The organism is Mesorhizobium sp. P2_E7, from assembly GCF_056403855.1.
On record NZ_JBFUER010000005.1, the window covers coordinates 401,714 to 422,197 of the forward strand.

The following is a 20,484-nucleotide window of genomic DNA, read 5'->3' on the forward strand; positions in this document are numbered from 1 at the left end:
GTTCAAGCGGCGACTGCTTCGCGAACCTGATCGGTCGCCGCATCCAGAAAAGCCTGCGCGAGGCCCGGGTCGTTGACGACCCGCGAGAGCAGCACCGCGCCGACCATTGTCGAGAGAATGGCCTTGGCCTTGCCGCCGGCCTCGTCGCCGTCGGCCTCGCCAACCCAACCGGCGAGCATCTCAAGGTACTCCTTGATCCCGGCTTCGAATGACGCCTTCACCTCGGCGCCCTGTCTGGCAGCATCCGAGCCGAGCGCAACGACCGGGCAGCCGTCCATCTTTTCTTCGCGATGATCCATGCTGAGATAGAACGAGATCACTGCGTCGAGCGGATTCTCAGGGTTTGCTGCTGTTGCGGCCGACCACCGGTGGGTGGCGCTTTCCATCGCCCGCCTGGATGCCTGCGCCGCCAAGTCGTCCTTTGACGCGAATTGCTTGTAAAAGGCGCCTTGGGTCAGTCCGGCACCCTTCATCAGATCCTTAAGGCCGATGCCGTCAAAACCTCGCTCACGAAAAAGCCGGCTTGCCACATTGATCACGGCTTGGCGGTTTTCCGCAGCTTGAACGCGGCTAACTCGCATCATCGATCTCCTTTTTGATTGCGTTCGTAATCTATAATAATTATAGAGCACGAACGCAATCTATTTTGAGATGAGGCAACCACCATGAAAAGAGAACCGTTGTCATATCGGGCTCTATCCTGATGGAGATGTCATGGGCGGCGCTTGCTACTCCTGCGCAGGAAGCGCCTGCGGCAACGACTACCCGAGAGGTTTTGGGAGGGGTGTTCGAGTTCGACGTCCTGAACCGGCGAGGAATGATGGCAATCGGCCGCGGCGTACTCTCGGGAGACACGACCGTGACCGAGTTGTTCGTTCTCTAACCAAGGTGACATCGCCTTTGCAGCCGCAAAGGGCCGCAGAGGCAGGGTACGTTGAATTCCGTCTTCGCGGACAGCCGTGCCCCGCCGACGTTGATTGACAGCACCTCAACGGCGGCGCGAGTCTAGTTCAATGTCCGAAGGACAGGGCCGGCGCCAGGCGGTCGCGCCGCAGCCAGCGCGCCAGTAGCAGCATCGCCACCACCGCCAGACCCGACGCCAGGCCGATCCAGATGCCGACGCCGTGCAGGCCGAAATGGAAGGCGAGCAGCACGCCGAGCGGCAGGCCGATGCCCCAATAGCCGATCGCGGCATAGATCATCGGCACCTTGGTGTCGTGCAGACCGCGCAGCATGCCGGCGGCAACTGCTTGTGCGCCGTCGAAGATCTGGAACAGCGCTGCAAAGGCCAGGAACGATACGGCAAGCGCGATCACTCTGGCATTGACCGGATCGGTGATATCGATGAAGGCGCTGATCAGCAGATGCGGCCACAACACCATCACCAGCCCCATCAGCGCCATGAACGAGACGCCGATGACGAACGAGGTCCAGCCGGCGCGCGAAACGCCTTCCGGATTGCCGGCGCCATGCGCCAGGCCGACGCGCACCGTCACCGCCTGGTTGAGGCCGAGCGGCACCATGAAGGAGATCGAGGCGATCTGGATGGCGATGGCATGTGCTGCCAGCGAATCCGCATCGATCAGGCCCATCAGCAGGGCCGCCGCATTGAAGATCGTCACCTCGAAGGCGAGGATGCCGGCGATCGGCAGGCCGAGCCTGAGCAAACCCTTGAAGCGCAGCCAGTCGGCGCGCCAGAAGCGGCCGAACAGGCGGTAGCGGCGGAACTTCTTCTCGAGCATCACGACAGCAGCCATGCCAACGAACATCAGCATGCTCGACAGCGTTGTGGCCAGGCCGGAGCCGGCGATGCCCATTGCCGGAACACCGAGATTTCCGAACATGAAAACCCAGTTGAAGAGCACGTTGCAGGCGACGGCAACGAAGACGATGACCAGCGCCCAGCCGGGGCGCTCCATCGCCGAGATGAAGGAGCGCAGGACGATGTAGCCGTAGAAGGGCAGCACCGCCCATTCGAGCCACCGCAGATAGATACCGGCTTGATGGGCCAGAACCGGCTCCTGTCCCATGGCTAGCAGAATGGCTTCGCCATGCCACAGCACGATCCAGATCGGGATCGAGATCAGGATCGCCAGCCACAGGCCCTGGCGCACGGTGCGGCGCAGGTCGCGAACCGAATAACGGCGGCGGCCGAGCTCGGTCGCCATCATCGGCGAGGTCGCCAGCATCAGGCCGAGGCCGAAGATCAACGGCATGAAATAGAGGTTGGCGCCGAGCGCGCCACTGGCCAGCGTGTCCGCGCCCAGACGCCCCATCATCATGACGTCGGTGGCGGTCATCGCGGTCTGGCCGAGATTGGTCAGCACCATCGGCCAGGCCAGCGCCAATGTCGCCCTGATTTCCTGACGCCAAAGATTTTCCGACGCACGAGCGCCGGCTTCGATCGCAGACATTGTCCTGCTCTTTCCGATTGCGGCGCGTCGGCAACGAGGCCGGAAGCCACACTTCCAAACGGCAAAACCTTCGGTTTCGCGGCGTTTGCGTCGTTCTATTGGACGAAATGCGACATTATGGCAAGGGACGACGGACAGGCAGCGATTGAGCCAGAGGCGCGAGCCCCTCCCACCCGGCTGTCCCTTAGATCAGCCGATGCTTTCGCCGCCGTCGATGACCAGTGCCTGGCCGGTCATGAAGGATGACCGGTCCGAAACGAGGAACAGGATCGCTTCGGCGATCTCCTCGGCGCTCGCCCAGCGCCCCATTGGGATCTTGGTGCGGACATAAGTCTCGATCGCCTCGCGTCCGCCCATCTGAGCGATGAACGGTTCGTTGAAGGGCGTGTCGACCCAGCCCGGGCAGAGCGCATTGATGCGCACATTATGCCGGGCATAGTCGAGCGACATCTGCCTGGTCATCGCCACCACCGCATGTTTGGAGGTGGCATAGGCGATCATCTCGCGGTCGTAGAACACGCCGGAATTCGAGGCCGTGTTGAGGATGACGCCACCGCCTTGCGCGATCATCGACCGCATGACGATCCGCGCCGCCAGGAACTGCGCCCGCACATTGACCCGCCAGGAGGCATCCATGCCGTCGACTTCGACCTCGGTCAGCGTGCCGCCGACCTGGATGCCGGCATGGTTGTGCAAGATGTCGATCCGACCGTGCTTGCCGAGCGTGCCCGTAATGAGTTGCTCGACAGCCGTGTCGTCCGCGACATCGGTCGCGGTCGCCTCCGCCTGCCCGCCCACTGCCCGGATGTCCGCCGCCGTCGCCTCGCCGCTGGCCTGATCCCGGTCGGCGATGACCACGACCGCACCTTCCCTGGCCATGATCATGGCGCCGGCGCGGCCGATGCCGGAGCCGGCGCCTGTCACCACGGCGATGCGGTCTTTGAGGATCATGATCTCGGCTTTCAGTTTGCCGGCTTGCGCTGGCGCAGCTGCCATTGGGCAAGCACCACGAGCAGCACGGAGGCGACGAGCACGATCGTCGCAATGGCGTTGATTTCCGGCGTCACCCCGCGCCGGATCGAGGCGAACACATAGATCGGCAGCGTCGTCTGCGCGCCGGCGACGAAGAAGGCGACGATGAAATCGTCGAAGGAGAAGGTGAAGGCGAGCAGGAAGCCGGCGACCACCGCCGGCATGATCTGCGGCAGGACGATCGAGCGGAAGGTGGTCAGCGGCGTCGCGTAGAGATCGCTCGAGGCCTCGACCAGGTTGCGGTCGAGGCTGGCGAGACGCGTGCCGACGATCATCGTCACCAGCGCCATCGAAAACAGGCCATGCGCGGCGATGATCGACCCATAGCCCAGCGACAGGCGCGGCGGCTGGTCGTCGGGCCAGATCGAGGCGAGGAACGGGTTGAGCACGCCAAACAGCTGGACAAGCGCCACCAGCGTCGAGATGCCGATGACGACGCCGGGAACGACGATCGCGGCACCCATCAGCGCGTCGAAGACGGCGCGGGTTCTGACACCGACCCGCGCCAGGCCGAGCGCGGCCGCCGTGCCACACACTGCCGCCAGCAGCGCGCTGGTGGTGGCGATGAACAGGCTGTTCTTCAGCGCCTCGACAAGGAACGGGTTCGACAGCGCCGTACCGTACCACTGCACCGAAAAGCCGGTGAACTCGCTGGCATGCCGGCCGGCATTGAAGGAGAACAGCACGACCAGCGCGATCGGCAGATACAGGAAGGCGAAGACGGCGGTGACGAAGGCGCGCATCAGATCAGATCCACCTTGCGGGCGCCCGACACCCGTGTCGAAATGCGGTTGGCGGCAATCAGCACCACCACCGAAACCGCCACCAGCGTGATGGCGATGGCCGAGCCGAACGGCCAGTTGCGCGACTGCAGGAACAGGTCGACCAGCGCATTGCCGATGAAGAACACCTTGCCGCCGCCGAGCAGCGTGGGAATGAGGTATTCGCCGAGCAGAAGGATCATGACCAGGGAGAAGCCGGTCATCACGCCCGGCAGCGACAGTTTCAGGGTCACACCCAGAAAAGTTGAGAGCGGCGTCGCGCCGAGGTCGGCGGAAGCTTCCAGCAGCCGCCGGTCGAGCCGTTCGAGGCTGACATAGATCGGCAGGATCATCAGCGGCAGATAGCCATAGACGATGCCAAGCAGGACGGCGCCCGGCGTGTTGATCAGCCTGACATCCTCAATGCCGACAAACGTCAGCAGGGCCGGGATGCCGCGCCCGCCCAGAATGTACATCCAGGCATAGGTCCGCATCAAAAGGCTGGTCCAGAACGGAATGACGACGAGCGCAAGCAGGATCAGCCGCCAGCGCTGCGGTGCCTTGAGGGCAAGGTAATAGGCGACCGGGTAGGCGACGAGCAGACAGGCAAGCGCGCCCACTGGCGCCAGCATCATCGTGTTCCAGAAGGCGGTCGCCCGCGCCGGAAGATTGGCGTATTGCGCCAGCGTGAACGCGGCCTGGTAGCCGCCCTCCGGCGCCCGCTCGCCGACGCTGAACACGGCAATGGCGATGAACGGCAACACCAGAAACACCACCAGCCACAGCGTGGCCGGCGCGAGCAGCAGCGCTGTCAGAAAATTGTGCCGAAATCTGTTGCCGTGCATAAAAAGCCGCCCCGAGGCCGGCGGGCACAGGCCCGCCGGTTTTCCGTTTGCGTCAGACCGGCCTCAGGCCGACTTGAAGCGGGCCATCAGCTCGGCGCGGCCGGGATCGGTCAGCGTTGCCGCCGCGCCGAATTCCAAGGGGGTCAACAGGTCGGCCGCAGGATAGAGGATCGGGTTGTCCAGCACTTCCTTGGGCAGCAGCTTGTTGACGCGTGCATCGGTCGACGGCGCACCATTGGCCAGATGCTCCTTCACCGCGACCTCAGGGTTCATCAGATAGTTGAGCAAGGCATAGCCGGCCGGCTTGTTCGGCGCGTCCTTCGGGATGGCGTAGAAGTCGGTCCAGATCTCGCCACCCTCCTTGCCCAGCACATAGGCGATCTCTGGGATATCGCGATGCAGCTGCGCGCCGTCATTGGTCCAGCACATGGTCATCCAGGCGTCGCCCGCCCGCATGCCCGGCTGATAGTCGGACGAGACCGCGAACAGATGTGGCTTGACCTTGAGCAGGAGTTCCTCCGCCTTGGCGAGTTCGTCCTGCTTCAGCGAGTTGAAGGAATAGCCGTAATATTTCAGCGCGTTGCCGATGGTGGTCAGCTGGTAGTCATGCACCATGGTGCGGCCATCGCCTTCGGTCATGGCGACGTCCCAGAACTCCTTCCAGTTCGTCATCGGCTTGGTCAGCTTCTTGGTGTTGACGGCAAAACCGGTGGTGCCCCAGTTCTTCGGCACCGCATAGGTCGTGCCGTCGATCGTGCCTTCCGAGGTAAAGCGTGGATCTTCCTGCGTGCCATCGAAATTCGGCAGCTTGGCCATATCGAGCGGATCGATGATGCCGAGCTTCTTGTAGGTCGAGATCGTGTAATTGGTCGGCACGAACAGGCTCCAGCCGGAGGCACCGGCCTGCAGCTTGGCCAGCATCTCCTCATTGGAGCCGAACACGTTGACCTCAACGGCGACGCCGGTATCCTTCTTGAAGTTTTCGAAGGTCTGCGGGTCGTGATAGTTCGGCCAGGTGGCGATCGACATGCGGTCACCGAGGTTTTCCGCGGCGAAGGCCTGCGTCGGCATGATACCGATCTCGCGCGCCATCACCGCGGTTGCAATGCCAAGGCCGGTGAGGCCGAGGAAGTCGCGGCGGCCGATCGAGCCGCGCTTCAAACGCATCAGCTGGTCAACGAAGTTCTCAGGGCTTATAGGCAGTCCGTCACGATATGATTTCGACATTTTTTGCTACCCTCTGGTTGGTCCCGTTGTTCTTGTTCTCCGGAAACGCCAGCGGCGTCCCGGAGGCAAAGCCGATGGCGACGGGTTCACCCGGCTTGAAGAGATTGCCATGGCCGATCAAATGGTCGGCCTTGGCCAGCAGCGTTCCGATGCCCTGGACCTCGATGGCGTATTCCGCGGTCGAGCCCAGAAAAATCCGGTTGCGGACGATGCCCTTGAACGGGCTGCCTTCCGTGGCGCCGAGGCTGAGAGATTCAGGACGCAGGCTGACCGACACGGTCTCGCCCTGCTGCAAGGCGGTTCGCTTGCGCGCGGCAATGACAGTGCCGTCGGCGAGCGCCACGTTGACCAGATCGCCTGTGTGTCCGGCAACCTTGCCGCTCAGCAGGTTGGTCTTGCCGACGAAATCGGCGACGAACAGGTCTGCGGGCTCATCATAGATCTCGCTCGGCTGCCCGAGCTGGACGATGCGGCCGCCATTCATGACGCAGACGAAATCGCTCATCGACAGCGCTTCCTCCTGGTCGTGGGTGACCAGCACGAAGGTGATGCCGATCTCGCGCTGCAGGTTCTGCAGTTCGATCTGCATGTCGGTGCGCAGTTTCTTGTCGAGCGCCGCCAATGGTTCGTCGAGCAAAAGCACCGCCGGCTTGTTGACCAGCGCGCGCGCCAGCGCGACACGCTGCTGCTGGCCGCCGGAGAGTTCGTGGATCTTGCGGCCGCCATAGCCGGCGAGCCGCACCATTTCGAGCGCCTCGCCGGCGCGGCGGCCGATCTCCTGCGACGCCAGGCGTGGCCGTGCCTGGCGCAGCCCATAGGAAACATTGGCTTCCACATCGAGATGCGGAAACAGCGCGTATTGCTGGAACACCATGTTGACCGGCCGGCGATAGGGCGGCGTACCGGCCATGTCCTGGCCGCGGATGAGCACCTTGCCGTCGCTCGGCTGCTCGAAGCCGCCGATCATGCGCAGGCATGTGGTCTTGCCGCAGCCGGACGGGCCTAGCAGGGCGACAAAGGCGGAGGGCGGAACGGCGAGATCGATGCCGCTGACCGCGGTCACCGCGCCGTAGCGCTTGGTGACGCCGCGAAACTCGATATCGGGCACTGCGGTCAAAGTGCTGGCTCCAGCAACAGGGCTATTTCAGGACGCTACCAGAGCCAATGGCGGCTAGTATATACCTCACAGGTGGTATATCTGATCTATTTTCTCGTTTAAGGGGGTATAGATTGAGTGTGTCCCGCAGCGACGAATACAGCCAGCTCGCTGCGCTTGTCGCGGCGACGCGAGAGACCAGCGGCGACCTGTTCGGCCAGGCAATGGTCGGCTGGCTGAGACAGCATGTCAGCTTCGACCACTGCGTGATCTTCGGTTATCGCGGTGCGGCGCGACCGCCGCTGCTGTTCGAAACCTTCTCGCCGGCCGAAAGCCATGTCTTTGTCACACTCTATCAGGAAGGGCCTTATCTGCTCGACCCGTTTCATCACGCGGCGGTGGAGCGCAAGGAAGGGTTCTGGCGCATGCGCGAGTTGGCGCCGGACCGCTTCTACGCCAGCGAATATTTTCGCTCCTACTACAGCCAGACGAAACTGGCCGAGGAGGTCGGCTTCTTCGTGCCGCTGCCGGGAAAGGACGCGCTGGTGTTGTCGCTGATGCGATTGCGCGCTTCGGGGCCCTTCGGCACCGCCGATGCCAGGCTGCTGCGCGACATGGCGCCGGCGGTCATCAACTTCGCCAGGCTGCGCTGGCCTGCGCTTGCGGCCGACGAGCCGGACGAAGCGGAGCAAGACGAGACGATCGCCGCGGTCAACGAATTCGACCGCGCCCACATCTGGGAGAGCCTGTCGCTGACCGCGCGCGAAAAACATGTCGTCGATCTGGTGCTGCAGGGGCATTCCACCGAATCCATCGCGAGGGCCATGCGCATCGTGCCGGGAACCGTGAAGGTCCATCGCCGCAATATCCACCGCAAGCTCGGCATCAAATCCCAGGCCGGGCTGTTCGCCCGTTTCATCGAGATCATCGAGAGCCGGCGCTGACCTGCATGACAGACATCGTTCACTTGCCGGCGACAGGCTGCTAGGAACGGCCTGAGACCGGACCGTATCCGGATTTCGCCCGGAGAGCAGAGGATGGCATTCAGGCGCAGAAAGAACACGGCCGCGATCCCGCGCACGGTGCCTGCCTTCGAGCACATCGTCACCGAGGCGAGCGACAGTTTCCTGTGGCGGCTCGACGACTATCCGTGGGAGCGCAACGTCTGGAATTTCCATCCGGAATACGAAATCCATCTCCTGAGGAAGTCTTCCGGTGTCGTGCTGGTCGGCGATCACATCGGCGAATTCGGGCCGGGCTACCTAGCCATCGTCGGCGGCGGGCTGCCGCATGACTGGGTGACGGCGGTGCAACCGGGCGAGCTGATCGAAGGCCGAGACATCGTTCTGCAATTCGACCCGCAGCGGCTGCGCGGCTCGGCCGGGCTGCTGCCGGAGCTGCGCGAGCTGGAGCCGTTCCTGGAGCGGTCGCTGCGCGGCATCGTCTTCCACGGCCAAACGGCGCTTGAAGGCGCCGCGCTGATGGAGCGGATGGGCACTGTGCACGGGCTCGCCCGGCTCTGCCTGTTCCTCGAACTGGTGGATCTGCTGGCCAGGACCGACGAATACGAACTTTTGTCGTCGCCGGATTTCTCTCCCGCCCTCGACGCAACCTCGCTGGACATCATCCAGCGCACGCTGACCTATCTGTTCCAGCATTTCGCCGAAGACCTGAAGCTGCCCGAGGTGGCGGAACTGGCCGGCATGAGCGAAAGCACGTTTTCGCGCTTCTTCCAGAAGAACACCGGCAACTCCTTCAGCGACCACATCGCCAAGCTCCGGCTCTGGCAGGCCTGCAAGCTGCTGGCCGACACCGATATTCCGATCACCGACATCTGCTTCCAGGTCGGCTATATGAACATCTCCAACTTCAACCGCGCCTTCCTGCGCAAGCACAGGATGACGCCGTCCTCCTACCGCAAGCTGTCGCGGCAGCGGCTGACAATGCGCGCCTGAAAACTGGCCTTTCCCGGCCCATCGGTACTCACCTGACGGACACCGTCTCCATGGAGCCCGTTTTGCAGCGCACAATGCATAAAAGTACAGGTCTGCTGCAACGGGGCTTCTAGCGCGGCCTTTAGCAACTCCTCATTTTGGCGATGGGTGGCTTGTCGCTCGGGCGATGGCGAGGATCGCGCAGCCGAGGACTTCCGCTTCCTGCGACTGTTCCTGGAGGAGAAAATCAATGAATCCAATTCGGCTCGCTGCGAGCTTAAGCGCAGCTTTCATGCTCACCACCACGCTTTCGACCATGGCGCTGGCGGCGCCGGTCTGCTCGGCACCGGTCAAAGTGCTGGCGCAGCCGCGCGACGGCCTGACGCTGCTGGAGGACTCCAAGGCCGAGTTCGAAAAGCTTGCCGGCGCCGGCTTCCAGATCGACTATCTCAACGAGAACGACCGCCGGGCGAAATCGCGCGCCGATGCATCCACCGTCGGCAACTACAACGTCTACTACGTCGACGAAGCCAATGTCGCACTGTTCGCCTCGTCGAAATGGATCGTCCCGCTGGCCGATTATTATCCGGCTGACTATGACTATGCCGATTTCGATCCAGGCCGCCAGAAGGTCGCCACCTATGACGGCAAGGTCTGGTTTGCGCCGCTGACCGGCGGCGGGGACCTGATGGTCTACCGCAAGGACATTCTGGAGGCCGCCGGCATCCAGCCGCCGAAGACGCTGGACGAGCTGATCGCCGACGTGCCGAAGCTGACCGATCCGGACAAGGGCATGTACGGCATTGCACTGCGCGGCGCGCGTGGCTCGGGCGCCAATGTCTGGCGCTGGATGCCGTTCTTCAAGGCCTATGGCGGCAAATGGTTCGACGGCGACAAGCCGGCTTTCAATTCCGAGGCCGCGGTCAAGGCGACCGAGACCTACCTCAAGCTGTTCAAGGACTCCGCGCCCGGCACGCAGACCGGCAGCTGGGATGAATCGACCGGCGCGTTCCTGTCGGGCCAGGTCGCCATCCTCGTCGAATCGACGCCGCTGTCGGGCATGGCGGTCGACCCGAAGACGTCGCAAGTGGTCGGCAAGATCGGCTTCCTGCCACCGCCTTCGCCGCTGACCGGCGGCGGTTACGGCCATGGCCTCGCCATTGCGGCCAAGGCCAATGCCGATGACGCCTCGAAGAAATGCGCCGGGCTGTTCATCGCCTGGGCGACGTCGAAGGAGAATGAGAGGCGCCGGCTCGACGCGCACCAGTTCGGCGAGCTCAACCGCACCAGCATTCTCTCCAGCAAGGAATTCGCCGACATCTACGGCGCCGATCTCGGCCAGGCGCTGGCCGAGACCGGCAAGGTGACGGCGGTCAACTTCTGGCAGGATCCGCGCTGGCCGGATCTGGGCGACCGCTGGGGCATCATCCTGGAAGAGCTGGTCACCGGCACCCGCACCGACGTCAAGGGCGGCCTCGACGAACTCGAGGCCTATGCCAACGAGCTGGTGAAAAAGAAATAATCCTCCCGCCCGCGGCGCGCGGTCCACGGCATTCGATGGGATGCCGGGCCTGTGCGCCGCGGGTTTCCCCGAAAGGCATAGCCCGAGGATAGGCAATGCGCCGACGCTCTTCCCTGCCCGTGACGTTTCTGGTTCCGACGCTCGCCATTCTCCTGGTGCTGTCGATGGTGCCGACGCTCTACGCCATCGTCATCGCGCTGCAGAACCGCGAACTGAGCTCGTCGGACTATTCCTGGGTCTGGCTGTCAAACTTCATCGATCTGTTCCTCGACCGGCGTTTCCTCAACGCTGTCTGGGTGTCGGTGAAGTGGGAAATCGTCACAGTCGTGGCGACAATGGTGGTGGCGATCGGGCTCGGCGTGCTGATGTTCGAAGCGGCGTCGCCGCGACTGCGCAATTTCTACTGCCTGCTGTTCATCATCCCGGTGCTGTTGCCACGCGTCTCGGCGGCCTTCGTGTGGAAGTTCGCCTATCATCCGCTCTACGGCATCGCCACCTACCCCTACCGGCTGATCACCGGCGGGCTGATCTTCGACCCGCTGTCGAGGCCGTCGACGGCCTTGTTTGCCGTCGCCTCGGTCGATGTCTGGCAGTGGGGCCTGTTCTTCGCCGTCATCGTGCTGAAGCTCCTGGAGACCTTGCCGCCGCAGCCGATCGAGGCGGCGCGGCTCGACCACGCCAAACGCTGGCAGATCCATGCCTATGTGACGCTGCCGATGCTGAAGGCACCGCTGATCAGCCTGATGTTCGTCAAGATGATCGAATCGCTGCGCTCCTTCGACCTGATCTATGTGATGACGCGCGGCGGGCCGGGCGTGGCGACCGAGACGCTCGACATGTACGCCTTCTCGCAAGGCTTCATCGAGTCCGGCAAGGTATCCTACGCCTCAGCCATGGCGGTGCTGATGATGATCGCCACGGTGATCACCTTCACCATGCTGTGGAAGCGGGTGCAGGCATGAGACCACACCGCACAAGATTGGGCCTGCTCATTGGCAAGACCATCCTGGCATTTGCCGGCTTCATGGCGGTGTTTCCGCTGGCCTGGACGGCGCTCAATTCGCTGAAGAACAATGTCGACATCATCACCCGCGTGCCGCGCCTGGTGTTTACGCCGACACTCGACAACATCAGCTACATCATCGGCCGCGACAGTGTCATGACCGGGCTCTACAATTCGGTGGTCGCCTGCGGCTGCGCGGTGCTGATCGGCGTCGTGCTCGGCCTGCCGGCCGCCTATGCGGTGGCGCGCTATCCCAACCGCTTCGCCGGCGACATCCAGTTCTTCGTTTTGTCGCTGCGCTTCCTGCCACCTGTGGCGGTCGCCATTCCATTGATGGTGATCTGGCTGCAGATCGGACTCTACGACACTTTGCCGGCGCTGATCGTCACCTATTCGCTGCTCACCATTTCGGTGATCATGTGGCTCGCCATTCCCGCCTTCCAGGCCGTGCCCAAGGAGATCGAGGAAGCCGCCTTTGTCGACGGCTACGGCGCCTATTCGGTGTTCTGGCGGATCGCGCTGCCGGTTGCGGCGCGCTCGCTGATCGGCGCCGTCGCCTTCAGCTTCGTGCTGGTGTGGAACGAATTCCTGATCGCGCTGATGCTGTCCAGTTCCAACGCCAAAACCTTGCCGATCGTCGCTTCCGAATTGTCGCAGCAAGGCATGAACGTGCCGTGGGGAATCCTGAACGCCTCTGTCGTGCTGTTGTCGCTGCCGCCGCTGCTGTTCCTCGGCGTGCTCAGCGGCTTCCTGAATTCTGTTTTCCGGCAAAAAAAGACTTGATGCGAGGACTGACCGATGCGGGCACTGGTGCTTGAGAAAAAAGGCGAACTGTCGCTGCGCGAGATCGCGCTGCCGCTCGACGTCGGACCGGACGACGTCAAAATCGCCATCCACACGGTCGGCGTCTGCGGCAGCGACGTGCACTATTACACGCATGGCGCCATCGGCAGCTATGTCGTGCGGGCGCCGATGGTGCTCGGCCACGAAGCCGCGGGAACGGTCGTCGAGGTCGGCGCCAATGTCAGGACACTGAAGGTTGGCGACCGCGTCTGCATGGAGCCGGGCGTGCCGAACATGTCGTCGCGGGCAACCAAGCTCGGCATCTACAATGTCGACCCGGACGTTTCCTTCTGGGCGACGCCGCCGGTGCACGGCATTCTTGCGCCCTTTGCGGTCCACCCGGCCGCCTTCACCTACAGGCTGCCCGACAACGTCTCGTTTGCCGAAGGCGCGATGGTCGAGCCCTTTGCCATCGGGATGCAGGCGGCAAGCCGTGCCCGTATCGTGCCGGGCGATGTCGCCGTGGTCGTCGGCTGCGGCCCGATCGGCATCATGATCGCGCTTGCCGCGCTTGCCGGCGGCTGCTCGAAAGTACTGATCTCCGATTTCTCGGCGCCCAAGCTCGAGATCGCCGCACAATATGCCGGCATCGTGCCGGTCAATATCGGCGAGCAGGCGTTGGTCGATGCCGTCGCAGCCGCGACCGACAATTGGGGCGCGGACATTGTCTTCGAGGCGAGCGGCAGCCCTAGGGCATTCGCCGATTTGTTCGACGTCGTGCGGCCGGGCGGCGCTGTGGTGCTGGTCGGGTTGCCGGTGGAGCCGGTCAGCCTCGACGTGCCGGCGGCGATCTCCAAGGAAGTGCGCATCGAGACGGTGTTCCGCTACGCCAACATCTTCGACCGCGCGCTGCAGCTGATTGCCTCGGGCAAGGTCGACCTCAAGCCACTGATCACCAGCACTTATGCATTTGCCGACAGCATCGAGGCCTTCGAGCGAGCGGCGCAAGGCAATCCGCAGGACGTCAAGCTGCAAATCCTGCTTACCGGCGAGAAGGGCTGATCATGTCCGCGATCGTTTGTTCCCATGTCGACAAGGCATACGGCGCCACCACCGTCATCCGCGATCTCAATCTCTCGATCGAGGAGCATGAGTTCGTCGTCTTCCTCGGGCCTTCCGGCTGCGGCAAGTCGACCTTGTTGAGGATGCTGGCCGGGCTGGAGGATATCAGCGGCGGCGAGGTGTCGATCGGCGGCAGAGTGGTCAACGATCTCGAGCCTGGCGACCGTGGCATCGCCATGGTGTTCCAGAACTATGCGCTCTACCCGCACATGACGATCTTCGACAACATCGCCTTCGGCCTCAAGCGGCAGAAGGTGCCCGCGGCCGAGATCCAGAAGCGGGTCGAGGCTGTGGCCAAGACGCTGGGCCTCGAACCCTACCTGGCCCGCAAGCCGACGGAGCTTTCCGGCGGCCAGCAGCAACGCGTGGCGATTGCGCGCGCCATGATCAAGACGCCGAAGGTGTTCCTGTTCGACGAGCCGCTGTCCAATCTCGACGCCAAGCTGCGCAACCATATGCGGGTCGAGATCGCCCGGCTGCATCAGTCGCTGAAGACCACCACCGTCTACGTCACCCACGACCAGCTCGAAGCGATGACGCTGGCGGACCGCATCGTTTTGCTCAAGGACGGCGTCATCGCGCAGATCGGCTCGCCGGCCGAGATTTACAGGCAGCCGGGCAATCTGTTCGTCGCCGGCTTCATCGGCACGCCGAACATGAATTTCATCGACGTGGCGGTCGGTCGGAAGGACGACTGCTGGGCGCTGACGGGTGCCGGCACGACCTTTTCCATCGAAGGCTCCGGTTTCGACCTACGAGGCGTCCATCGCGCGGTGCTTGGGGTTCGGCCTCCGGACCTGAAGACCGCCGACGCCGGGGACAGTACCAACCTCCTGCAAGGCACTGCCGATCTCATCGAGTTCCATGGCAATGACGCGCTGGTGACGTTCGCCTGCGGCGGCAAGGAGGTCAGCGCGCTTGTGCCGGCCCGCGAATGCCCGGCGTTGCGCGCGCCGGTGCGTTATACATTCGAGGAGGACAGCGTCCACCTGTTCGAGGCGACGTCAGGTGTATCCTTGCGCAGAGCGCAGAAGCCTAGCTGATCGCGTCGAGCGCCTGCCGCTGCCGGTGCATTTCGAGGAAAATCTTGTAGTCGCGGTCGAAACGGCCTGACGCGGCCGGGTTCGAGGCCCGCGTCCTGCCGCCTTGCTGCATGGCGACGCAGGCGGCGTTCAAGTCGGGAAACAGGCCGGCGGCGGTGGCGGCGACCATGCCGGTGCCGAGCAGCACAGCTTCGTCGGCCAACGGCTCGATCACCGCGCAGCCAGTGGCGTCAGCATAAAGCTCCATCAAAAGCGGGTTCTTGGTGTGGCCGCCGGTGACATGCAGCGTGTCGATCAAGTAGCCGTTCTCGTTCAGCGCCTCCAGCACATGGCGCACGCCGAGCGCGATGCCGACGGCGGTGCGCCAATAGAGCTTGCACAGGCTGTCGAAGGAGGAATCCAGCGTCAGCCCGCTGACGACGCCGACGGCATGCGGATCGGCAAGGGGCGAGCGGTTGCCATGGAAATCCGGCAGTACGTGCAGCCTGGCGGCGAGCTTGTCGCCCTCGGCCATGCGCAGTTCGGCGACACGCCTGGCGATCTTGGCATGCATGGCCGCGTCCGGATCGCCGCCGGCGCCGTGCCAGCGGATGATGTGGTCGAGCAGCGCGCCGGTGGCCGACTGGCCGCCTTCCGACAGCCACAGCTTTGGCAGTGCGGCGCCATAGTATGGACCCCAGACGCCGGCAAAGGGCTGGGGGTCGGGCGACATCGCCATGACGCAGGACGAGGTGCCGGCGATCAGCGCCAGATGCCTGCCGATATTTTGTTGATCGCCGGCAAAGCCGCCGAGCACGCCAAGCGCGCCTGCATAGGCGTCGATGACACCGGCGCCGACGCGGCAGTTTTCCGTCAGGCCAAGCTCCGCCGCCGCTTCCGTCGAGAGCGTGCCGATGTCGGCGCCAACGGCGCTTGCCTTTTCCGGCAGGTTGCCGTGCTCGAACAGATCGCTGAGCCCGACGGTCTCGAAGAAATCGCGCCGCCAGCCGGTTTGTTCATGCGCCAGATAGGTCCATTTGGCGGTCAGCGTGCATTGCGAACGCGCCAGCGAGCCGGTCGCCTTCCAGGTCAGGAAGTCGGTGAGGTCGAATAGATAGCCGGCTTCATGCCATGTGCCGGGCAGATTGCGCTTCAGCCACATCAGCTTCGGCGTCGCCATTTCCGGCGACATGACGCCGCCGACATAGTCGAGCACCGCATGGCCGCTTGCCGTGCATTCGTCGGCTTCGGCAATGGCGCGGTGGTCGAGCCAGACGATGGTGTCCCAGCGCCGCTCACCGGTCACCGAGACGCTGAGCTGGCCAGCGTTTCTGTCCAGCACCACCAGCGAGCAGGTGGCGTCGAACGAGATGCCGACAATGTCTTGCGCCGCCACGCCTGCCTTTTCACGCGCGGCGCGGACCGCGATGCAGACTGCCGACCAGATATCCTGAGAATTGTGCTCGGCGTGATCGGCCTTCGGCTGGTTCATGACGATCGGATGCTCGGCGCGGCCGAGCAAGGTGCCTGACGTGTCGAGAATGCCCGCGCGGGCGCTCCCGGTGCCGACATCGACCGCGCAAACGAAGCTTTTCGTCAAGATGCTTTTACTCTCGCTCCCAGGCCTGCAATCAGATCGGGCAATTGCAGCATGTCAGCGAATATAAAGTCCGGTTCACTCGACGCAAGCCGCGCTTTCAAGGCCGGGTTGCCGGCGTGCGAACCGCCGGTGAAGGCAAAGACGCGCATGCCGGCGGCACGCGCAGCGGCGATGCCGACCGGGCTGTCCTCTACGACGATACAGTTGTGCGGATGGGCGCCCATGGCGGCGGCGGCATGCAGAAAAAGGTCCGGCGCCGGCTTGCCGCGCGCGACCATGGCGGCGCTGAACAGATGCGGCTCGAGCAGCCCGAGCAGGCCGGTGACGTCGAGCGCGTAACGGATGCGATCGAGCGTGCCCGAGGAGGCGACGCAGCAGGGTGCGCCAAGCCTCGGCAAGATGTCGCTGACACCGGGGATCGGCTTCAGCTCCTCGCGGAATTTACGCATCAATTCGACGCGCATGTCGGTCAGATGCCGGTCGGTGATGTCGATGCGGAAATCGCGGCCGAGAATCTCGCGCACACTCTTCATGCTCTTGCCGAGGAAGTGCTCGTAGGCGGCATCCTCGCTGACCGAGCCGCCGGCAGCCGCGATCATGCCGAGCAAAGCCGAGACGGACAGCGCCTCGCTGTCGACCAGCACGCCGTCACAGTCGAAGATGACCAGTTCGGGCGTCATTGCGGCTCGCGTCAGAGCTTGCCGGCGATGTAGCGCGTCAGCGTCGCGCGCGCGCCATTCGCCCACAGAACGTTGAGCGCGTGGGCGAAGGCCTCGGCGAAAGGTGCCGAGCGGCCAACATCGCCATAGATGTCTTCCATCGCAAGCCAGGCGCCGGGCTTGTCCTTGGCCGCCTTGGCGGTTGCCTGCAGCCGGTCCCAGCTCGGGTCGTTGGCCTCGATGACGGCGCCGCTGTCGGTGGTGCCGAAACAATAGCGGCACCACAGTGCCGATTCCAGCGCCAGACCCGCGACGCCCTTTCCGGCCTTCAGCCGGTCGGCAATGGTCGGGATGATGAATTTCGGCTGCCGGTTGGACCCGTCGAGGCAGAGCCGGCGGATGGTGTCGCCGATCTTCGGGTTGGAAAACCGGTGCTCGATGAGCTGGTAATAGTCCTCCAGCACGGTGTTGGGCACCGGCGGCACGGTCGGGATGATCTCGTCATGTTCTAGCTTGGCCAGGAAGTCGCGAACCAGCGGCTCCTGCATCGCCTCGTGGACGAAATGGATGTCCATCAGCCCCGCCGGATAGGCGATGGTGGCGTGGCCACCGTTGAGAATGCGGATCTTCATCAGCTCATAGGGGGCGACGTCCTTGACGAATTGCACGCCGACTTTCTCCAGCGGCGGACGACCGTCGGTGAAATGATCCTCCAGCACCCATTGCTTGAACGGCTCGCAGAACACCGGCCAATTGTCCTCGAGGCCGAACTCCGTGGCCAGGATGCCGCGCTCGCGATCGGAGGTGGCAGGCGTGATGCGGTCGACCATGCCGTTCGGGAAGGCAACGTTGTCGCTGACCCAATTGGCCAGATCCTCGTCGATCAGGCGGGCCAGCCCGATAACGCCATCCGACGTGACATGGCCGTTATGGGGGATGTTGTCGCAGGACATGACGGTGAACGGCACGATGCCGTCGGCGCGGCGGCGCATCAGCCCGGCAAGGATGAGGCCGAACACCGTCTTCGGCGTCGTGCCGGCCTGCGCGTCGGCGACGATGTCGGGATGGGTCGAGTTGAATTTTCCGGAGGCCGGATCGATGAAGTAACCGCCTTCGGTGATGGTCAGCGAGACGATCTTGATTGCCGGATCGGCAAGCTGGTCGATGATGGCGTCGGCATCGCCCGGCGTCAGGAAGTCGATCATGACGCCGGTGACGCGGGCGCTCATATGGTCGGAATCCTGCTCGACCACGGTGGTCAGCCAGTCCTGCTCCTGCAGCTTGGAGCGGCCGATTTTCTCGCCCTCGAAGACGCCGGCGCCGATCAGCGCCCAATCATGGCCGATACCCGCATTGAAGAGGTCGTCGAGATAGACGGCCTGGTGCGAGCGATGGAAATTGCCGACGCCGAAATGGACAATACCGGGTTTGAGCCTGGCGCGGTCATACTGCGGACCGGCAACCTTGGCGGGGAGCTTGGCGAGGATGGAGGAAGAGAGTTTCACGGTCATCTGCTTTACCCTTTTGCCGGTGCTTACCCGTCTGCCGGCCTGACAATTCCGCCCTCAACCCTCTGAGGAGAGCGCGTGGGCGGCACGTGCCTTTGGCTTCATGCCGCCCCGCCCTGCGACGCCTTCTCCCGGAGGAAGGGAGCGCGCCTCCCCCTCAGCCCATCCCCATCAACTCATCCATTGGCCGCCATCGACATTGTAGGTCTGGGCGACGATGTATTCGGCATCGTCGCTGGCCAGGAACACCGCCATGCCGGTCAGGTCCTCCGGCCTGCCCATGCGGCCGTAAGGTACGCCCTCACCGACCAGCCGCTTCTTCTCGCCCTTCGGCCGGTTCTCGTATTTGGCGAACAGCGCATCGACCTCGTCCCACATATCGCTGTCGACGACGCCCGGCGCGATGCCATTGACGTTGATGCGGTGTTTGATCAGGTCGAGCCCTGCCGACTGGGTAAGCGAGATGACCGCAGCCTTGGTGGCGCAGTAGACGGCGACCAGCGGCTCGCCGCGCCGTCCGGCCTGGCTGGCGATGTTGATGATCCTGCCACCCTTACCCCTTGCGATCATCGAACGGGCCGCTGCCTGCAGCATGAACAAGGTGCCGGCCACGTTGACCGAAAACAATTTGTCGTAGCTCGCTTTGGTGATCTCGACGATCGGCGCCAGGTCGAACAAAGCGGCGTTGTTGATCAGTATGTCCAGCCCACCGGTCTTTTTCTCGACCGCGCTCACCGCCGCCTCGATCGAAGCAAGATCGGTGACGTCCAGCTTCACCGCATAGGCACTGCTGCCAATCTGCGAGGCTGTCTTTTCCGCGGCCTCCAGATTGATGTCGCCGATCGCGACTACAGCACCTTCACGCGCATAGGCTTCGGCGAAGGCTCTGCCTATGCCACGCGCGGAGCCGGTGATCAGCGCCGATTTACCTTTCAGCCTCACTGCGTCAGCGCCTTTCCGTCGGGGCCGAAGCGATGCATCCGGACCTTGTCTGGCGTGAGGTAGATCGTGTCGCCGTGACGGACAGGCATTTCGCCATCGGCGCGCACGGTCAGCGTCCCGACGCCATCAGCCTGGACGTGCAGGAAGGTGTCGGATCCCAGATGTTCGGCAACGCCGACGACGGCTTTCCAGTCGCCCGCCGTGGTCGAGATGTTCATGTGCTCGGGACGGATGCCGATGGTCTTGGCATTGTATTTGGCGGCCGGCGCGCCTTCGATCAGGTTCATCTTCGGCGAACCGATGAAGCCTGCCACGAACAGGTTCTTCGGCGACTTGTAGAGCTCCATCGGCGAGCCGACCTGTTCGATGTTGCCGGCGTTGAGCACGACGATCTTGTCGGCCATGGTCATGGCTTCGATCTGGTCGTGGGTGACGTAGATCATCGTCGTCTTGAGCTGATGGTGCAGCTCGCTGATTTCCAGCCGCATGGTGCCGCGCAGTGCTGCATCGAGGTTGGACAACGGCTCGTCGAACAGGAAGGCCGAGGGCTGGCGCACGATGGCACGGCCGATGGCGACGCGCTGGCGCTGGCCGCCGGATAGCTGGCCGGGCCGGCGCTCGAGATAGTTGGTGAGGTTCAGCACGCGCGCGGCGTCCTTCACCTTCTTGTCGATCGTCGCCACATCCTCGCCCGCCATCTTCAGCGGGAAGCCGATGTTCTTGGCCACCGTCATATGCGGGTAGAGCGCATAGGACTGGAACACCATGGCAAGCTTGCGCTTGGCTGGCGCCTCGCCGGTGACGTCACGGCCATCGATGTTGATGGTGCCGCCGCTGGTGTCCTCGAGACCGGCGATGAGGCGCAGCAGCGTGGACTTGCCGCAGCCCGACGGGCCGACGAAGACGACGAACTCGCCATTCTCGATGACAAGGTCGAGGCCTGGAATGATGACCGTCGATCCGAAGTGCTTGGAGACGTTCTTGAGCGTGATGTTTCCCATGGTTTCCTCCCCG

The 20,484-nt window shown here is 63.6% G+C and carries 19 protein-coding genes; 7 read left to right on the forward strand and 12 right to left on the reverse strand.

Annotated features, from left to right (window positions below; all coding sequences use genetic code 11):
• Positions 1-2: 2 nt before the first annotated feature.
• The 7 genes from AC1DYC_RS24830 to AC1DYC_RS24860 form a co-directional block, all read right to left on the reverse strand.
• Positions 3-581 (reverse strand): TetR/AcrR family transcriptional regulator, encoded by a 579-nt coding sequence (locus tag AC1DYC_RS24830; protein ID WP_477410416.1) that lies wholly within the window; start codon positions 579-581, stop codon positions 3-5.
• 429 nt (positions 582-1,010) lie between these two features.
• Positions 1,011-2,414 (reverse strand): MATE family efflux transporter, encoded by a 1,404-nt coding sequence (locus AC1DYC_RS24835; protein ID WP_477410417.1) that lies wholly within the window; start codon positions 2,412-2,414, stop codon positions 1,011-1,013.
• A gap of 189 nt (positions 2,415-2,603) precedes the next feature.
• Positions 2,604-3,365, reverse strand: a complete 762-nt coding sequence (locus tag AC1DYC_RS24840; RefSeq protein WP_477410549.1) for an SDR family NAD(P)-dependent oxidoreductase — start codon at positions 3,363-3,365, stop codon at positions 2,604-2,606.
• 11 nt (positions 3,366-3,376) lie between these two features.
• Positions 3,377-4,189 carry an ABC transporter permease gene (locus tag AC1DYC_RS24845; RefSeq protein WP_477282967.1) on the reverse strand — a complete coding sequence of 271 codons (813 nt, stop codon included), beginning with the start codon at positions 4,187-4,189 and terminating at the stop codon, positions 3,377-3,379.
• On the reverse strand, positions 4,189-5,052 hold the full coding sequence (locus tag AC1DYC_RS24850) for an ABC transporter permease (protein WP_477410418.1): 864 nt from the start codon (positions 5,050-5,052) through the stop codon (positions 4,189-4,191). Before AC1DYC_RS24850 ends, AC1DYC_RS24845 begins: the two co-directional genes overlap by 1 nt.
• Before the next feature lie 63 nt (positions 5,053-5,115).
• Entirely contained in the window at positions 5,116-6,279 is a 1,164-nt protein-coding gene (locus AC1DYC_RS24855) for an ABC transporter substrate-binding protein (protein WP_477410419.1), read from the reverse strand.
• Positions 6,260-7,396, reverse strand: a complete 1,137-nt coding sequence (locus tag AC1DYC_RS24860; protein WP_477410420.1) for an ABC transporter ATP-binding protein — start codon at positions 7,394-7,396, stop codon at positions 6,260-6,262. The genes AC1DYC_RS24855 and AC1DYC_RS24860 overlap by 20 nt, the downstream gene beginning before the upstream one ends.
• Positions 7,397-7,515: 119 nt before the next feature.
• Between AC1DYC_RS24860 and AC1DYC_RS24865 the strand changes: the two genes are divergently transcribed.
• The 7 genes from AC1DYC_RS24865 (at position 7,516) to AC1DYC_RS24895 (ending at position 14,782) form a co-directional block, all read left to right on the forward strand.
• Positions 7,516-8,319 carry a helix-turn-helix transcriptional regulator gene (locus tag AC1DYC_RS24865; protein ID WP_477410550.1) on the forward strand — a complete coding sequence of 268 codons (804 nt, stop codon included), beginning with the start codon at positions 7,516-7,518 and terminating at the stop codon, positions 8,317-8,319.
• Positions 8,320-8,412: 93 nt separating this feature from the next.
• Positions 8,413-9,330 (forward strand): AraC family transcriptional regulator, encoded by a 918-nt coding sequence (locus tag AC1DYC_RS24870; RefSeq protein WP_477410421.1) that lies wholly within the window; start codon positions 8,413-8,415, stop codon positions 9,328-9,330.
• 229 nt (positions 9,331-9,559) lie between these two features.
• Positions 9,560-10,831, forward strand: a complete 1,272-nt coding sequence (locus AC1DYC_RS24875; protein ID WP_477410422.1) for an ABC transporter substrate-binding protein — start codon at positions 9,560-9,562, stop codon at positions 10,829-10,831.
• A gap of 95 nt (positions 10,832-10,926) precedes the next feature.
• Positions 10,927-11,793 (forward strand): carbohydrate ABC transporter permease, encoded by an 867-nt coding sequence (locus tag AC1DYC_RS24880; RefSeq protein ID WP_477410423.1) that lies wholly within the window; start codon positions 10,927-10,929, stop codon positions 11,791-11,793.
• Entirely contained in the window at positions 11,790-12,617 is an 828-nt protein-coding gene (locus tag AC1DYC_RS24885; RefSeq protein ID WP_477410424.1) for a carbohydrate ABC transporter permease, read from the forward strand. Before AC1DYC_RS24880 ends, AC1DYC_RS24885 begins: the two co-directional genes overlap by 4 nt.
• Positions 12,618-12,632: 15 nt before the next feature.
• Complete coding sequence (locus tag AC1DYC_RS24890; protein ID WP_477410425.1) at positions 12,633-13,679, forward strand: NAD(P)-dependent alcohol dehydrogenase; 1,047 nt, start codon at positions 12,633-12,635, stop codon at positions 13,677-13,679.
• Positions 13,680-13,681: 2 nt separating this feature from the next.
• On the forward strand, positions 13,682-14,782 hold the full coding sequence (locus AC1DYC_RS24895) for an ABC transporter ATP-binding protein (protein ID WP_477410426.1): 1,101 nt from the start codon (positions 13,682-13,684) through the stop codon (positions 14,780-14,782).
• Here AC1DYC_RS24895 and AC1DYC_RS24900 read toward each other — a convergent pair.
• The 5 genes from AC1DYC_RS24900 to AC1DYC_RS24920 all read right to left on the reverse strand — a co-directional run bounded on the left by AC1DYC_RS24900 (position 14,775) and on the right by AC1DYC_RS24920 (position 20,471).
• Positions 14,775-16,361 (reverse strand): FGGY-family carbohydrate kinase, encoded by a 1,587-nt coding sequence (locus tag AC1DYC_RS24900; RefSeq protein WP_477410427.1) that lies wholly within the window; start codon positions 16,359-16,361, stop codon positions 14,775-14,777. The genes AC1DYC_RS24895 and AC1DYC_RS24900 overlap by 8 nt on opposite strands.
• Entirely contained in the window at positions 16,358-17,041 is a 684-nt protein-coding gene (locus AC1DYC_RS24905) for an HAD family hydrolase (RefSeq protein WP_477410428.1), read from the reverse strand. Before AC1DYC_RS24905 ends, AC1DYC_RS24900 begins: the two co-directional genes overlap by 4 nt.
• A gap of 11 nt (positions 17,042-17,052) precedes the next feature.
• Positions 17,053-18,531, reverse strand: coding sequence for a mannitol dehydrogenase family protein (locus AC1DYC_RS24910; RefSeq protein WP_477410429.1), 1,479 nt, complete (start codon positions 18,529-18,531; stop codon positions 17,053-17,055).
• 168 nt (positions 18,532-18,699) lie between these two features.
• Positions 18,700-19,470 carry an L-iditol 2-dehydrogenase gene (locus tag AC1DYC_RS24915; RefSeq protein ID WP_477410430.1) on the reverse strand — a complete coding sequence of 257 codons (771 nt, stop codon included), beginning with the start codon at positions 19,468-19,470 and terminating at the stop codon, positions 18,700-18,702.
• The gene (locus AC1DYC_RS24920) at positions 19,467-20,471 is read right to left on the reverse strand and encodes an ABC transporter ATP-binding protein (RefSeq protein ID WP_477306071.1); all 1,005 of its coding nucleotides are present in this window, start codon (positions 20,469-20,471) and stop codon (positions 19,467-19,469) included. The genes AC1DYC_RS24915 and AC1DYC_RS24920 overlap by 4 nt, the downstream gene beginning before the upstream one ends.
• Positions 20,472-20,484: the final 13 nt, after the last annotated feature.

Coding starts and splice junctions, on each gene's coding strand:
- AC1DYC_RS24830 (WP_477410416.1), bottom strand. CDS start 581: ATGCGAGTTAGCCGCGTTCAAGCTGCGGAAAACCGCCAAGCCGTGATC.
- AC1DYC_RS24835 (WP_477410417.1), bottom strand. CDS start 2,414: ATGTCTGCGATCGAAGCCGGCGCTCGTGCGTCGGAAAATCTTTGGCGT.
- AC1DYC_RS24840 (WP_477410549.1), bottom strand. CDS start 3,365: ATGATCCTCAAAGACCGCATCGCCGTGGTGACAGGCGCCGGCTCCGGC.
- AC1DYC_RS24845 (WP_477282967.1), bottom strand. CDS start 4,189: ATGCGCGCCTTCGTCACCGCCGTCTTCGCCTTCCTGTATCTGCCGATC.
- AC1DYC_RS24850 (WP_477410418.1), bottom strand. CDS start 5,052: ATGCACGGCAACAGATTTCGGCACAATTTTCTGACAGCGCTGCTGCTC.
- AC1DYC_RS24855 (WP_477410419.1), bottom strand. CDS start 6,279: ATGTCGAAATCATATCGTGACGGACTGCCTATAAGCCCTGAGAACTTC.
- AC1DYC_RS24870 (WP_477410421.1), top strand. CDS start 8,413: ATGGCATTCAGGCGCAGAAAGAACACGGCCGCGATCCCGCGCACGGTG.
- AC1DYC_RS24875 (WP_477410422.1), top strand. CDS start 9,560: ATGAATCCAATTCGGCTCGCTGCGAGCTTAAGCGCAGCTTTCATGCTC.
- AC1DYC_RS24880 (WP_477410423.1), top strand. CDS start 10,927: ATGCGCCGACGCTCTTCCCTGCCCGTGACGTTTCTGGTTCCGACGCTC.
- AC1DYC_RS24885 (WP_477410424.1), top strand. CDS start 11,790: ATGAGACCACACCGCACAAGATTGGGCCTGCTCATTGGCAAGACCATC.
- AC1DYC_RS24890 (WP_477410425.1), top strand. CDS start 12,633: ATGCGGGCACTGGTGCTTGAGAAAAAAGGCGAACTGTCGCTGCGCGAG.
- AC1DYC_RS24895 (WP_477410426.1), top strand. CDS start 13,682: ATGTCCGCGATCGTTTGTTCCCATGTCGACAAGGCATACGGCGCCACC.
- AC1DYC_RS24905 (WP_477410428.1), bottom strand. CDS start 17,041: ATGACGCCCGAACTGGTCATCTTCGACTGTGACGGCGTGCTGGTCGAC.
- AC1DYC_RS24910 (WP_477410429.1), bottom strand. CDS start 18,531: ATGACCGTGAAACTCTCTTCCTCCATCCTCGCCAAGCTCCCCGCCAAG.
- AC1DYC_RS24920 (WP_477306071.1), bottom strand. CDS start 20,471: ATGGGAAACATCACGCTCAAGAACGTCTCCAAGCACTTCGGATCGACG.